Genomic DNA, 13,124 nt, shown 5'->3' on the forward strand with positions numbered 1-13,124 from the left:
AAGGGATCAAAGGCTGGCACCGCGCAGGAGGAACCGTCGAGCCGAGGGGTGGCCCCGCAGCGGCCGAAGGCGCTTGCGCAAGGTATCCATGGCGGTGGTGACACGGCCGGAGAACACGTGTGGGTAGTCGTCGAGGAAGCGGTGTGCGGTGGAGCAGGCGTGGACGAGCAGCCCGATGTCGAGCTGCCGTTCGGCGAGCGCGGCCAGGGCAAGCAGGCGAGAGCGCCGTTCGGTGGCAGGGTAGTGGCGTAGCGCGGTGTGGAGCGCGGTGATCGCACCGTTGGTGTCGCAGTCCAGGGTGAGGATCGACGCGGCGTGGTACGCCAGCTCGCCTTGGTGATAGGAGCCGAAGGTCGGCGGTGGTCCGATGGCGTCCCGGAGGCTGTCGCGGGCGCTGCAGTGGTGGGCGACGGCGTCCTCGTGGTGGCCGAGAGTGGCATGGCAGAGGGCCACCTGAGCGTGCAGGAAGGCGCTGGTGTGCGGTGTGGCGAGGCCGCTGCCTGCCGTGAGCGCGGTGAGGGCCAGGCCAAGTGCCTGCACTCCGTGGCCGAGGTGACAGGCTTGCTGGCTGAGGTGGCGCAACACGACCGCGTATCGCACGGGGTCGCCGCTGAGGACGGCAAGGTCCAGCGCGGTCCGATAGTACCGCTGGGCCAGGCCGTTCTCGTTGCTGTCGAAGCACATGAACCCGATCAGCAGTGCCAGGTCGGTGGCGGCGCCCAGCAGGTCCCGATGGGCGATCTCGGTTTCCGAGGTGCCGAGTCTGGGCAGGACGTCGTGGACGAGGTAGGCGGTCAGCGCGGTCCTGGTGGCGCCGCTGCCGAACTGGTGGTTGGCGGCGGCGAAGACCTCGGCGATGTGTTGGGTGATGGTGGGCTGGGACAACGAGCCCGTCCGGTCGAGGTCGCGGTGCAGCCGGACTCGCCGGGCTGTCCCCGGCGACGCGGCCACGACCAGTGCATCCAGCTGGTAGACCGTGTGGGCGAGCACGGCGTGGCCGGCTGGGTCCAGGTCAGCGCGGGTCAGTTCGGCCAGGTCGACCATGCCGTCGACACCGCCGGAACCGTCCGTCCCACCGTCAGCGTGGTACAGGCCGATCTCGGACAGGGTTACCCGCCGGCCGAGTCTGCGGGTCAGCACCTCGGCGATCAGCGCGGGGACCTGGTCCTGCGGGCGGGCGCCGGACAGCCAGTGCGCGACAGCGGTTCGGTCGTAGCGCAGCCGTAACCCGACTTCGGCACCCGCGATGTTCACCGCACGTGCCAGACCGCCGAAGGTCCATGCCGTCGCCCGCAGCATCGCCCGGAGCCGGTCGTTGCGTGCGCCCGGTGGCATGGTCTCTCCTGCGGATGGGGAGGAAACGTTGCCAGTGTTCAACACGTTCAACACCCAGGATGCGCGCACCGGCTGGGCCACCACATCGGCTGAAGGTGTACTGACAGTTCACCCAGCGACTGGAGGCGAAGCCGTGGATGACCTGTCGGACCGGCGGGCCGAGATCGCAGAACTGGTCGACACCCGCTGGGGAGCGTTGCTCGACGAGGTCAGCAGGACCGTGGTCGAGCGGGACGAGGCGCGTCAACCTCCGCCGCCGGACCTGCTGGCCGCGCTCGCGGCGGCCGGACTGCACCGGCTGTCCCTGTCCCCGGAGATCGGCGGTGCCGGGGTCGACGTCCTGACTTGGGGAATGGTGCTCGAACAGATCGGCTACCGGTGCGCGGACTCGGCGCTGCCGATGATCATCAACCACACCATCGACATCGCGCGGTTCGTGCACGAGTCCGGTCGCGCCGACCTGATCAAGAGGTACGCGGTCCCGATCGGCGAGGGAACCATCGGCGCGGGCATCGCCTACACCGAGGACGCGGACCCGTGGTCCTTCCACACCGTGCTGCGCCGGAAAGGCGACGACTTCGTGTTGTCCGGCGCGAAGTCCTACGTGACGGCCGGGGTGATGAGCGACGTGTTCCTGACCTACCCGCTGGACGAGGTCGGGGACATGGTGGCGTGCCTGGTGGAGCGGGACGATCCCGGCGTGACAGTGACCCCGGCGGAGCCGCTGGGGATGCGGACAGCCGGTGCGGCGGGGCTCACTTTCGAGGATGTCCCGCTGCCCGCGGACCGGATACTGCAGGCCAGCGACGGGCTCACGCACGCGCAGCGGTTCCTGAGCAACCAGCGGCTGTGGATCACCTGCGGCCCGCTCGGGCGCGCCCAGCGGGTCCTGGAGGACTGCGCCGCCCGGTTGTCCACCAGCATCCGGTACGGCGAGCCGGTCGCCGAACTGAAGAACGTGGAGTCCACGCTGGGCCGGATGTATGTGGCGGTCGAGACCGCGCGGGTCATGCTGTACCACGCGCTTTCCCATGTCGGTGCCGGTCGCGCCGAGCCGGTGTTCGATCCGATCCTGTCGGCGGCCAAGTACTTCGCGGCCGAGCAGATCCGGTTCGTCCTCGAATCGGCGTTCCGTGTGCTGGGCGGCTATGGCTTCTACGGCACGCCGCACCTGGGCCGGTACATGCGCGACTTCAGCGGGCTCACCCTCGTCGCGGGGACCAACGACATCCTGGAAGTCAACCTCGGCGCGGGTGTGGTGGCGCGCGCGGGCCGGACCAAGGAGAAGGGCGGCCGGTGATGAACTTCGAGCTCACGGGCATGCTGCGGCGTGCGGCGGGCAACAACCGTTCGGTGGCGGTGACGGCCACGACACTGGCCGGCGCGGTGCGTGAACTGGCGGACATGTACCCCCAGGTGCGGCGGGTTCTCCTCGACAACTCCGGAAAGTTGCGGCAAGCGCATCGAGTGGTCCTCAACGGCGAAATGATCCCGGATCCCGATGTCGCCATGAGGCTGGGCGAGGACGATCAGATCGAGTTCTTCACCGCGGTCGCGGGCGGGTGACGGGCACGCCGGCGGAACTGGCCGGCGAGCATTGGGGTGCGCGGGCCCGGGACTGGGCCGAGGTCCAGCAACGGACCATCCTGCCCGCGTCGCTCGCCGTGCTCGACGAACTCGGGCCCTGGGCCGGGCAGTCGCTCCTGGACGTCGGCTGCGGCACCGGGGAGTTCGTCCAGCTGGCCGGCGACCGGGGCGCGGTGGTCAGCGGGCTGGACGCGTCCGCCGCGCTGATCGAGATCGCCCGTGCCCGGAACCCGACCGGGCGGTTCCTGGTCGGGGACATGGAACACATCCCGTTCCCAGCGGCCGAATTCTCGGTGGTGACGGCCTTCAACAGCCTCCATTTCGCCAGCAGCCCGGACCGCGTGGTCGCCGAGGCGATGCGAGTCACGCGGCCGGGCGGCCGCATCGTCGTCGCGACCTGGGGACCGCTCCTGCAGTGCGACGCGTTGACATATCTCCTCGACCTTGGCGGGCTCATGCCGCCCGGCCCGGAACCGGCTCTGGACCTGTCGGATCCCGGCACGCTCCACAGACTGCTGTCGCGTGCCGGGTTGGTCCCGTCGCCGTGGCGGACCGTTCCGTGCCCGTGGGTGTACCAGGACCTGGACACGGCACTGCGCGGACTGCTGTCGACCGGCTCGGCGACCTGTGCGATCAACTACTCGGGTCGGGACCGGGTGGTGGAGACCGTCACAGAGTCGATCTCGCCCTACCGGCGGACCGACGGTTCGTACGTGCTTCACAACACGTGCTTCTATGTCACCGCGCTTGTTTCTTGAGTGGTTTGGTGCGTTCTGACGCACCAAACCACTCACGAGGTGACTATGGATGGGTCAGTGCCAACGGACCGTTCCGGGAGACACCGACGGCCCACACCGCGGTGCCGGGCTTGGCGGACACCGACCACAGTTGGCTGAAGTCGGTGACCATCGGGGTCGACGAGACCGTCCACGCCGTGCCGTCCCAGTGCAGGGCGGCGTTCTGTTCCTGGCCGCCGATCGCGGTCGGCGAGTATCCCACGGCCCACACGTCGTTCGCCGCACGCGCGGAGACGCCGTTGAGGTGCGGGAAGACACCGATCGACGGGGACGGCACAACCGTCCATTGTGTACCGTCCCAGTGTTCGACCAGAGTGGCGACCGGGGTGCCACCGGCGGCGACCCGTTGGCCCACCGCCCACACGTCGTTCGCGCCCACCGCGGCGACCGAGTTGAGCACGAATGTCGTTTGTGGATCACCCGACGACGGCATGGGCACCAGGGACCACGTTGTTCCGTCGTAGTGCAGGGCAAAGGTCTGGCTCGGGCCGGTTTCCGGACTGAACGACCCGATCGCCCAAATGTCCGAAGCGGTGCGCGCGGACACCGCGACCAGGCTCTCCCCCTGCCCGGACCCCTGCGGCGTCGGATGCGGGATGGTGACGGAACTCCATGTGGTGCCGTCCCAGTGCTGGACCGCGGCCGGACTGAACCGGCCCTGGACGCCGACCGCCCAAGCGTTGGTGGCACTGAGATCGGCGACACCGTTGAGCTTGGCCACCGCACCCGTGTTCGCGGGCGAGGTCCACGCGGTCCCGTCCCAGTGCAGGCCCACCCCGTTGGTCACCCGGGAACTGGTCCCGGTGAACCCGACGGCCCACGCGTCCGTCGCACTGCTCGCATTGACCGACTTCAACGCGCCGACAGTGCTGACGGGCGGCGTCGGCAGAAGACTCCACGAAACGCCGTTCCAGTGGTATATCGGGAGAAACGTGCTGCCGCCCGCGGTCGCGAAAGCGGTTCCGGCAGCCCAGGCGTCCGTATTGGTGCGGATGTCGACACTGTTGAGAATGATGTTGTTGCCAGCCGGGGGAGGGACCGCGACCTGAGTCCACCCCGCGGCCGAAACCGGTGCCGTCGCCGACACCAGGACGGCGGCGACAATCCCGACCATCCCGGCGAATCTACGTGACATGACGACCTTTCCGTGATCAGGCAAGGCTTTCCGGTGGAGCGTACGAAGCCCGCCGGCACCCGGATACGGCCCGAGGGGAAAATCGACCGTTCGGCAACGGGCACGGCGTCCGGATGCCAGCGGCCCTTCCCGAGCAAAGGGCGGGTGCTGGATGTCACCCGCCATTTGGATCACACCGGAGAGCCTTAACGGACAGTCCACGGCTCCAACAGGTCGCCGTGGGCGGTGACCAGGTCGTCGCACAGGGCCCAGATCCTGTCGACGGTCAGGGTGGCCGCCGCGTTCGGGTCGACCATGGCCGCCTGTCGGATCATCCGCGCGTCCTGGGTGACGGCCGCCTGGACGGTGAGTTCGCCGACGTTGAGGAACGAGCGGTTCAACGCGGCGCACTGGACGGGCAGGTCGCCGACGTGCCACGGATGCACGCCGCTTCGGTCCACTGTGGCCGGTACCTCCACCCCGGCGCCGGTGGGCAGGTTGGTGATCAGGCCGGTGTTGGGGACGTTGACCTGGATGCGGCGGGGGGTTCCGGTGACCACGCTGTGGATCACCTGGGGCGCGTACTCGGTGGCGCCCGACTCGATCGTGACCTGCCCGCCGGCGGCCACGATGTCCCGGGTGAGCTCGAACGTCGCCACGTTCTCCTCGCTGATGGCGACGTACGCGTCGACCGGGATGCGCAGCCGCGAGATCTCGCCGGGGTCCTTGAGGTACCAGGGGACGTATTCGCTGGAGTGTTCGCTGGTCTCGGTCGGGTAGTAGCCGAGGCGGCGGTACATGTCGACGCGGACCCGCCGGCGCAGCTCCGGGTCCGCGTCGATCTTGGCGTCCAGCAACGGGTACAGGTCCTGGCCGGCGCGTTCCATCGACAGCAGCCACGCCTGGTGGTTGACACCCGCCGAGTGGTAGTCGACCTCCTCGTACGGAACGCCCATGACCTCGCAGAGCCCGACGACCGTCCAGTACACCGAGTGGCACAGGCCGTACGCGCGCACCTGAGGGGCGACGCGGGACAAGTACCAGATGTTCATGGCCATCGGGTTGGTGTAGTTCAACAGCAACGCTTCCGGGCACAGCTCTGTGATGTCCTTGGCGAGCGCCGAGAGGAACGGGAATGTCCGCAGGGCACGGAAGATGCCGCCGACGCCGAGGGTGTCCGCGATGGTCTGCCGTAACCCGTACTTGGCCGGGACCGCGAAGTCGGTCCTGGTCGCGGCCAGGCCGCCGATCTGGACGATGTTCACCACGAAGTCGGCGCCGTCCAGCGCGGCGCGGCGGTCGGCGGTGGCCACGATCGTCGGTGCCGCGCCGAGTTGTGTGGCGATCGACCGTGCCACCCCTTCGGCGGTGCGTAGCCTGGTGTCGTCGATGTCGTGCAGCCTGAGCTCGACGTCGCCGAGGTCGGGGAAGCGAAGCAGGTCGGCGACCAGGTCGCGGGTGAACTCGACGCTGCCCGCGCCGATGAAGCTGATGACGGTCACTGCTGGCCAGTCCTTTCGGATGAGTAGTCGAAACGGGCGATCAGGTCGAGGAGGTCCGCGCCGATCCGGTCCACGCCAAGGGCGTACATCGGATCCCGCAGTCCGGTGACGCTGATCGCGGTGAGCGGCGAAAGTTCGCCGAACACCATGGGGACGCGCGCCGCGACGCAGATCAGGCCGAGTTCGCTTTCCTCGTTGTCGACCGCCCAGCCCTTCTCGCGTACGGCACGAAGGGCGTCCGCCAGCTGCTCGGCGGTGGTGGCGGTGTGGGGTGTGCGTTGGACCAACGGGCCGTGTTCCTTGACCCAGTCACGCACCGAGGAGTCGTCGGTGAGCAGCTGTCCCAGCATCGCCTTGCCGACACCGGTGGCGTGCGCCGGGTTCCGGCCGCCGATCACCGACGTGATCCGGACGCCGAGGTTGGCCTCGACCTTGTCGATGTAGCTGATCTCGCCACCGGACAGGCACGCGAGATGGGTCGTTTGCTGGAAACGGTCCCGGATGGCGAGCACCAGCGGGTGCAGCACCTGGCGCAGGTCGAACCCGGCGTGGAAGGTGAACGCCGCCTCCAGTGCGGCCGGGCCGAGCAGGTACGGCCCGCCGGGCTCCTGTTGGGTGGCGAAACCGCGGGCCCGCATGGACGACAGGATCCGGTGCAGCGAGGGCTTGGGGACGCCTAACCCGGCCGAGATCTGTTGCAGGGAAGCGCCGGCCGAATGCCGGCCCAGGAACGTGAGGACCTGAAGGGCACGGTCGACGGCCTGGTGTGGGGATGAGTCGGTGGCCACTGATCCACTATTACATTCCGCTGACAGAAACGCTAGTCCGCTGAGCGGATCACTGCTACGGTCGTTGCCACCTGAAGGACGGAGGACGCATGCGGGCATTGGTCTTCACCGCCGTGGGGCGGGTCGAGTTGCTCGACATCCCGGCTCCCGAGGCGGGACCGGCGGAGACCGTGGTCACCGTCAAGGCCAGCGGCATCTGCGGCAGCGAGCTGCACGGTTTCCGCTCGGTCGGCATGCGGGTCCCGCCGCTGGTCATGGGGCACGAGTTCGCCGGCGTCACCGAGTCCGGTGATCGCGTGGTGATCAACCCGCTCCTGGCGTGCGGCACATGCGATTCGTGCGGCCGCGGCGCTCCTCAAGTGTGCCGTTCCCGTGAGCTGCTGGGGGTGAGCCGACCCGGTGGCTTCGGCCAGCAGGTCGCGGTTCCGACGGGCGCGCTGCACGCGTTACCCGACGACATCGGCTGGAGCACGGCGACGCTCATCGAACCACTGGCGAACGCGGTGCACGCGTGGTCGCAGGCGAACGGCGAACGGGTCGGTGTCATCGGCGCCGGGGCCATTGGTCTTGTCTGCGCGCTTGTCGCTCGGCACCACGGTGCCGAGGTCACCATCGCGGAGACGTCGCACAGCCGGCGCGCGATCGCCGAGTCGCTGGGGCTCGCCGCGACCACCGCGCTGGCAGGGGAGTACGACGTGGTGTTCGACGCCGTCGGCGCCGAACCCACCCGGGCCGCGTCGATCGAACGGTGCCGCCCAGCCGGCACCGCGGTGTGGATCGGACTGGCGTCCGACGACGTGCACTTTGCCGGGAATCCCTTGGTGCGCCAGGAGAAACGAGTGGTCGGCTCGTTCGCCTACACGCCGGCCGACTTCGCCGCAGCGGTGGCGCTCGCGCCGGATCTCGACCTGACATGGACCAAGGAAGTGCCGCTCGCACAGGCGGAGTCGGTGTTCTACGCACTGGCCAACGGGGACACCGCGATCGCCAAGGCGGTCATCGTTCCGGACTGAGAAAGGACGACAACGTGATGGCGAGAAAAATCGCGTTGCTGGCGGCCGGCACGCTCCTGCTGGCCGCGTGTAGCTCCGGCAAGCCGGCCGGCGGGCCCGTCGACCCGGCCGCGAACGTCACGATCACCTGGTGGACCGGCCAGGCCGCGGACCCGGAGAAGGTCCTTGAGGACCTGGCCGCCGAGTTCCACAAGGCACACCCGAACGTGACCATCAACGTCTCCTCCGGCGCGTCCACAACGGACGCGTTGCTGCAGAAGATCACCGCGGGCTTCGCCGGCGACCAGTACCCCGACATCTCGTACGCCTACGGCAGCTGGGCCAGCGAACTGGCCTCGTCCGGCCGCACGCTGGACATCACCGACAAGGTCAACGACCCGGCGGTGCGCTGGTCGGAGTTTCCCGAAGCGGCCCGGCAGACCGCGACCCCGGGCGGACAGGTGATCGGCTTCCCGTCCCTGGTCGACAATCTCTCGCTGCTGTACAACAAGACGGTCTTCGACAACGCGCACGTCCCCTATCCGACCAACGACTGGACGTGGGACGACTTCCGGAAAGCCGCCAAGCAGCTGACCAACGCGGCCACCAACACCTACGGCTTCGGCTTCACGGTCGAAGGCAGCGAGGACACCACCTGGCAGCTGTGGCCGCTGCTGTGGCAGCTCGGTGGCGACGTGCTCAGCCCGGACGGCAAGAAGTCCGCGTTCGCCAGCCCGGCCGGGGTGAAGGCGCTGGACTTCCTGCGGTCGATGGCGGTGGACGACAAGAGCGTGTACCTGGACCAGACCACCGAGAAGTACGGTCCGCTGTTCTACTCCAACCAGATCGGGATGATCATCTCCGGGCCGTACATGCTGCATGACCTCACCACCCACAACACCCAGTACGGCGTGACCTACCTGCCGGCGTTCGAGGGCAAGCACACCTCGATCTCCGGGCCCGACCTGTGGGTGCTGCTCGACCACAAGGACCCGAACCGGGCGTACTGGTCGTACGAGCTGACCAAGTGGCTCACCGAGCCCGAGCAGGACGCCCGCTGGAACCTGGCCATGGGCAACCTGCCGCTGCGTGCCTCGGAGACGGCCACACCGGCGTTCGAGGACCTGCGCAAGCAGGCGCCCGGCATCGACGTGATGGCCGCCAACGCCGTCAACGTCACCAAGCCGCGGCCGACCGTCCAGGGATACGTCGGCCTGTCCCAGGCGGTGGGTGAGGCGGTCTCGAAGACCCTGCAGGGCGCCGCCACCAGCAAGGAAGCGCTCGACGCGGCGGCGGCCAAGGCCGATCAGGCGCTGGCGGGCAACTGATGGCCACCCTGACACTGTCGTCGGACAAGGACACCCGGGCCGCGCCCAGCCCGCGCCGCAGGCGACGCGGCACGCTGGGCCGGCTGGGGGTCGGCCTCTCGTTCACCGCGCCCGGCACGCTCATAGTTCTGGGCCTGTCGATCTTCCCGGCGGTCTGGGCGTTCTTCCTCTCCCAGCAGAAGTGGAACGGCTTCAGCGCCCCGACGGATGTCGGCTGGGCCAACTACGAACGCATGGCCCAGGACCCCACCCTGGGCGAGGCGGTCAAGCACACCCTCCTGTTCACCGGCCTGTTCGTGCCCGCGTCCATCCTCTTGGGACTGTTGCTCGCGGTCGCGTTGAACCGGAAGATCAGGCTCATCGGGTTCTACCGGACGTGCATCTTCGTGCCGTTCGTCGTGTCCGCCGCGGCGACGGGCATCCTGAGCACGTACGTGTTCAACCCGCAGTTCGGGGTGGCCAACAACCTGTTGCGGGTGATCGGCCTGCCGCAGCAGGGTTTCCTGGAGAACCAGCACCAGGCGATGGTCATCATCGCGATCATGGCGCTGTGGCAGCAGCTCGGCTTCACCGTGGTGGTCTACCTCGCCGCCCTGCAGGACATCCCGGTCGACCTGGTCGAGGCGGCCAGAGTGGACGGAGCGTCGTCGTTCCGGGTCTTCTGGCACATCGTGGTGCCGCAGTTGGCGCCGGTGACGGTGTTCACCACGATCTGGCAGACGATCACCGCGCTGCAGCTGTTCGACCTCGTCTTCGTCACCACCAAGGGCGGCCCGTTGGGGGCGACCCAGACGGTCGTGTACTACCTGTGGGATCAGGCGTTCCGTGGCCTGAAGTTCGGGTACGGGTCGGCCGTGGCGTACGGCCTGTTCGCGGTGACCATTCTCATCACGATCGCCATGGTCGTGTACTCGCGACGGTCGAAGGTGCAGGCGTTCTGATGCGCGCCAGGTTCTCGCGGTGGCACCTGCTGCTGTTCCCGATCTCGTTGGTGTTCCTGTTCCCGTTGGTCCAGCTGGTGATGACGTCGCTGGAACCGGAGTCGGACATCAACAAGTTCCCGCCCCGGTTCTTCCCGTCCAGGATCACGTTCGAGGGCTACACCAAGCTGTTCGACCAGTCGCGGATCGCGAACTGGTTCATGAACACCGTGATCGTCGCCGGCGTTTCGGTGGTCGCGCACCTGATCCTGTGCTCGCTCGCCGGCTACGGCTTCGCCCGACTGAAGTTCCCCGGCCGGACCATGGGGTTCTTCATGATCGTGGCGACCATCATGATCCCCACCCAGCTGCTGATGATCCCGACCTATGTGATGTTCAGCAAGCTGGGCGTGCTCAACACTCTCGCCGCGGCCTTCGTCCCGTGGCTGGCCAGCGCGTTCGGCATCTTCCTGATGCGCCAGTTCTTCCTGTCCCTGCCCAGGGAGCTGGAGGAGGCGGCCAAACTGGACGGGTGCACGCCGTACGGCACGTTCTGGCGGGTCATCCTGCCGCTGGCCAAGCCCGCGCTGGCCACCCTGGCGATCTTCACCCTGATCGGTTCGTGGAACGACCTGATCTGGCCACTCGTCGCCATCAGCGACGAGAACAACTACACCTTGCAGTTGGGTCTGGCCGACTTCCTGGGGGCCAGGCGAACACAGTGGTCACTGCTGATGGCCGGGAACGTCGTGGCGACGGCTCCCCTGATCGGCTTCTTCCTGTTCGCGCAGAAGCAGTTCGTCGCGACCATGACCTTCTCCGGGCTCAAGGGCTGACCGTATTCCTTTCCCTGTGATACGAAGGAATCTCCATGTTACGAAAGACCGTTGCGCTGGCGGCTGCCGCCGGCTCCTTGGTGTTGTGCGTCAACGCCGCCAACGCCGACACCATCACGCTGCCGCCCGCGCATGGCCAGTTCGACTACCAGATCGGAGGTGCGTACACCCCGGACAGTTCGGTCGCGATCGTCGACCGGGACTTCTCCGCCGCGCCGGTGGCCGGCAAGTACAACATCTGTTACATCAACGCGTTGCAGAGCCAGGCCGACTCCGGTTCCGGCGGCGGCGAGCCCGAGTACGACACCGTGTCGTGGTGGGTGAAGTACCACAACGACCTGATCGTCAAGGACAGCAAGGGCAAGCCGGTCCTGGACCCGGACTGGCACGAGGCCGTCCTGGACGTGTCCACCACCGCCAAGCAACAGGCCATCCTGGACATCGAGAAGCCGTGGATCGACGGCTGCAAGACCTCGGGCTTCCAGGCGATCGAGCCGGACAACCTGGACTCGTACAGCCGCTCGAAGGGCGCGTTCACGTTCGCCAAGGACAAGGAGTACATGAAGGCGTTCGTGACGTACGCGCACGGCAAGGGCCTTGCGGTCGCGCAGAAGAACACCAACTCGGAGTTCGGCACCAGCGGCCGGACCGAGGTGGGCTTCAACTTCGCCATCGCCGAGGAGTGCGGCTTCTACGGCGAGTGCGGTGAGTACGCCGCGGCCTATGGCAACAACTACTTCGAGATCGAGTACACCGACGAGAATGCCGCGAAGTTCCGCGCCGCCTGCCGGGACCATGGCGCGACCGTGTCGATCATTCGCCGTGACCGCGACGTCGTGCCGCGCGGAACCTCGGGCTACCACTACGAACTGTGCCCCTGAAGCCGAGGCACGAGCCGGGCGGCGTTGGCCGCGTAGACCTTCCGTAACACGTCGTCCGGGAGGTGCAGGCCGCTGATGGTCCACCGGCCCATCAGCGGCGGGTCCTCCGTCGAGTGCGGGAAGTTCTCGTCGGCCGTCTCCAGCCACCGGTAGTGGATGGCGTACTCGGCGGCGGTCGGCGGGATCTGGTCGGTGCCGAACAGGACCCGGTCCGGGTGCCGCAGGATCAGCTCACGGGCGGCCCGCGGCGTCCGGCCCAGCTCGGCGACCCGGGCGGCGATGTCGATGTGGAAGTTGGCACGGCGGTCGAGCATCCCGCTGACCCAGCCCAGGTTCTCCGGGTAACAGCCGGCGTGCACGCCGATGAACGTGGTGTGCGGGTGGCGGGTGACCACCGACTCCAGCGCCGCGATCAGGCGCTCGAACCGGGGGAACCTCGGGTCGTGGAAAGACCATTCGGGGTGCGCGAGCAGCTGTTCCAGCCGCTCGTTGACCTCGTCAACCGGGTCGAAGAAGGCCACCGGGTCGGCGGTGTGGATGGCGATCGGCACGCCGAGGTCGCCCGCCGCCGTCCACAGTGGATCAAGGCGTGGGTCGTCCGGCAGCAGTAACTCGCCAGAGTGGTCGCGGACGTGCAGGCCGAGGTCCTTCCACACCTTCAGCCCGGCCGCGCCGGCCGCCACGGCGACGCGGAGGTTCGCCGCCAACCGTTCGCCGAAGCCGGGTCCGGCCAGCGCCTCGGTCCAGTCGACGTGGCAGAACGTGGCGAACCTGCCCGGATAGGCGTGGTCGTAGCGGGCGAGGTTCTCGGCGAGCTCGTCGCCCCAGCGGCCGTCCAGGCTGACCATCGCCTGGATGCCGCACTCGTCCATCAAGGAGACCAGGGCCGCCACGTCATCGGCGACCCAGGACCCGTCCGGCGACAACCATCGTCCGATATGGACATGGGAGTCGATGGCCGGGAACTTCGGCGTGCGCACCTCGGTCCGCGGCACGCGGGACGCCGACCGCGGCCGGTAGTTCCGCAAAGGCAAGTGGGACATG

13 protein-coding genes are annotated in these 13,124 nt (G+C 68.1%); 8 read left to right on the forward strand and 5 right to left on the reverse strand.

All coding sequences use genetic code 11. The features are described 5' to 3' along the window. Positions 1-6: 6 nt before the first annotated feature. Positions 7-1,335 carry an NsdA family TPR-like regulatory protein gene (locus EV192_RS33560; protein WP_132122615.1) on the reverse strand — a complete coding sequence of 443 codons (1,329 nt, stop codon included), beginning with the start codon at positions 1,333-1,335 and terminating at the stop codon, positions 7-9. Between the two features lie 133 nt (positions 1,336-1,468). On the opposite strand from EV192_RS33560, the gene EV192_RS33565 reads away from it, so the two are divergent. Genes EV192_RS33565 through EV192_RS33575 form a run of 3 tightly spaced genes read left to right on the forward strand, consistent with a single transcriptional unit; the run spans position 1,469 to position 3,680 of the window. Then, complete coding sequence (locus tag EV192_RS33565; RefSeq protein ID WP_165960759.1) at positions 1,469-2,635, forward strand: acyl-CoA dehydrogenase family protein; 1,167 nt, start codon at positions 1,469-1,471, stop codon at positions 2,633-2,635. Beyond that, a complete protein-coding gene (locus tag EV192_RS33570) occupies positions 2,635-2,901 on the forward strand; it encodes a MoaD/ThiS family protein (protein ID WP_132122617.1) in 267 nt (88 codons plus the stop codon). The genes EV192_RS33565 and EV192_RS33570 overlap by 1 nt, the downstream gene beginning before the upstream one ends. After that, complete coding sequence (locus tag EV192_RS33575; RefSeq protein WP_132122618.1) at positions 2,898-3,680, forward strand: class I SAM-dependent methyltransferase; 783 nt, start codon at positions 2,898-2,900, stop codon at positions 3,678-3,680. The genes EV192_RS33570 and EV192_RS33575 overlap by 4 nt, the downstream gene beginning before the upstream one ends. Positions 3,681-3,723: 43 nt before the next feature. On the opposite strand, the gene EV192_RS33580 is transcribed toward EV192_RS33575, so the two are convergent. The 3 genes from EV192_RS33580 to EV192_RS33590 all read right to left on the reverse strand — a co-directional run bounded on the left by EV192_RS33580 (position 3,724) and on the right by EV192_RS33590 (position 7,123). Then, on the reverse strand, positions 3,724-4,854 hold the full coding sequence (locus EV192_RS33580; RefSeq protein ID WP_132122619.1) for a hypothetical protein: 1,131 nt from the start codon (positions 4,852-4,854) through the stop codon (positions 3,724-3,726). Positions 4,855-5,039: 185 nt separating this feature from the next. Continuing rightward, entirely contained in the window at positions 5,040-6,335 is a 1,296-nt protein-coding gene (melA, locus tag EV192_RS33585; RefSeq protein ID WP_132122620.1) for an alpha-glucosidase/alpha-galactosidase, read from the reverse strand. Further along, the gene (locus tag EV192_RS33590; RefSeq protein WP_165960760.1) at positions 6,332-7,123 is read right to left on the reverse strand and encodes an IclR family transcriptional regulator; all 792 of its coding nucleotides are present in this window, start codon (positions 7,121-7,123) and stop codon (positions 6,332-6,334) included. The genes melA and EV192_RS33590 overlap by 4 nt, the downstream gene beginning before the upstream one ends. A gap of 89 nt (positions 7,124-7,212) precedes the next feature. Between EV192_RS33590 and EV192_RS33595 the strand changes: the two genes are divergently transcribed. The 5 genes from EV192_RS33595 to EV192_RS33615 are packed head-to-tail and all read left to right on the forward strand — an operon-like array spanning position 7,213 to position 12,080. Continuing rightward, the gene (locus EV192_RS33595; protein ID WP_132122622.1) at positions 7,213-8,136 is read left to right on the forward strand and encodes a zinc-binding dehydrogenase; all 924 of its coding nucleotides are present in this window, start codon (positions 7,213-7,215) and stop codon (positions 8,134-8,136) included. A gap of 17 nt (positions 8,137-8,153) precedes the next feature. Further along, a complete protein-coding gene (locus tag EV192_RS33600) occupies positions 8,154-9,443 on the forward strand; it encodes an ABC transporter substrate-binding protein (protein WP_132122623.1) in 1,290 nt (429 codons plus the stop codon). Beyond that, positions 9,443-10,384 carry a carbohydrate ABC transporter permease gene (locus EV192_RS33605; RefSeq protein WP_132122624.1) on the forward strand — a complete coding sequence of 314 codons (942 nt, stop codon included), beginning with the start codon at positions 9,443-9,445 and terminating at the stop codon, positions 10,382-10,384. The genes EV192_RS33600 and EV192_RS33605 overlap by 1 nt, the downstream gene beginning before the upstream one ends. Then, positions 10,384-11,199: a carbohydrate ABC transporter permease gene (locus tag EV192_RS33610; protein WP_132122625.1), complete on the forward strand. Its 816-nt coding sequence runs from the start codon at positions 10,384-10,386 to the stop codon at positions 11,197-11,199. The genes EV192_RS33605 and EV192_RS33610 overlap by 1 nt, the downstream gene beginning before the upstream one ends. A gap of 35 nt (positions 11,200-11,234) precedes the next feature. After that, on the forward strand, positions 11,235-12,080 hold the full coding sequence (locus EV192_RS33615) for an endo alpha-1,4 polygalactosaminidase (RefSeq protein ID WP_132122626.1): 846 nt from the start codon (positions 11,235-11,237) through the stop codon (positions 12,078-12,080). Here EV192_RS33615 and EV192_RS33620 read toward each other — a convergent pair. Continuing rightward, entirely contained in the window at positions 12,062-13,123 is a 1,062-nt protein-coding gene (locus EV192_RS33620; protein WP_132122627.1) for an amidohydrolase family protein, read from the reverse strand. The genes EV192_RS33615 and EV192_RS33620 overlap by 19 nt on opposite strands. Between the last annotated feature and the right edge of the window lies 1 nt (position 13,124).

It is taken from the genome of Actinocrispum wychmicini, from assembly GCF_004345645.1.
Lineage (GTDB): Bacteria > Actinomycetota > Actinomycetes > Mycobacteriales > Pseudonocardiaceae > Kibdelosporangium > Kibdelosporangium wychmicini.

Bases quoted from the DNA above. Each gene is read 5' to 3' on its own strand.
- EV192_RS33600 (WP_132122623.1), top strand. From the start codon at position 8,154: ATGGCGAGAAAAATCGCGTTGCTGGCGGCCGGCACGCTCCTGCTGGCC.
- EV192_RS33610 (WP_132122625.1), top strand. From the start codon at position 10,384: ATGCGCGCCAGGTTCTCGCGGTGGCACCTGCTGCTGTTCCCGATCTCG.
- EV192_RS33615 (WP_132122626.1), top strand. From the start codon at position 11,235: ATGTTACGAAAGACCGTTGCGCTGGCGGCTGCCGCCGGCTCCTTGGTG.
- EV192_RS33595 (WP_132122622.1), top strand. From the start codon at position 7,213: ATGCGGGCATTGGTCTTCACCGCCGTGGGGCGGGTCGAGTTGCTCGAC.
- EV192_RS33605 (WP_132122624.1), top strand. From the start codon at position 9,443: ATGGCCACCCTGACACTGTCGTCGGACAAGGACACCCGGGCCGCGCCC.
- EV192_RS33620 (WP_132122627.1), bottom strand. From the start codon at position 13,123: ATGTCCCACTTGCCTTTGCGGAACTACCGGCCGCGGTCGGCGTCCCGC.
- EV192_RS33570 (WP_132122617.1), top strand. From the start codon at position 2,635: ATGAACTTCGAGCTCACGGGCATGCTGCGGCGTGCGGCGGGCAACAAC.
- EV192_RS33560 (WP_132122615.1), bottom strand. From the start codon at position 1,335: ATGCCACCGGGCGCACGCAACGACCGGCTCCGGGCGATGCTGCGGGCG.
- EV192_RS33580 (WP_132122619.1), bottom strand. From the start codon at position 4,854: ATGTCACGTAGATTCGCCGGGATGGTCGGGATTGTCGCCGCCGTCCTG.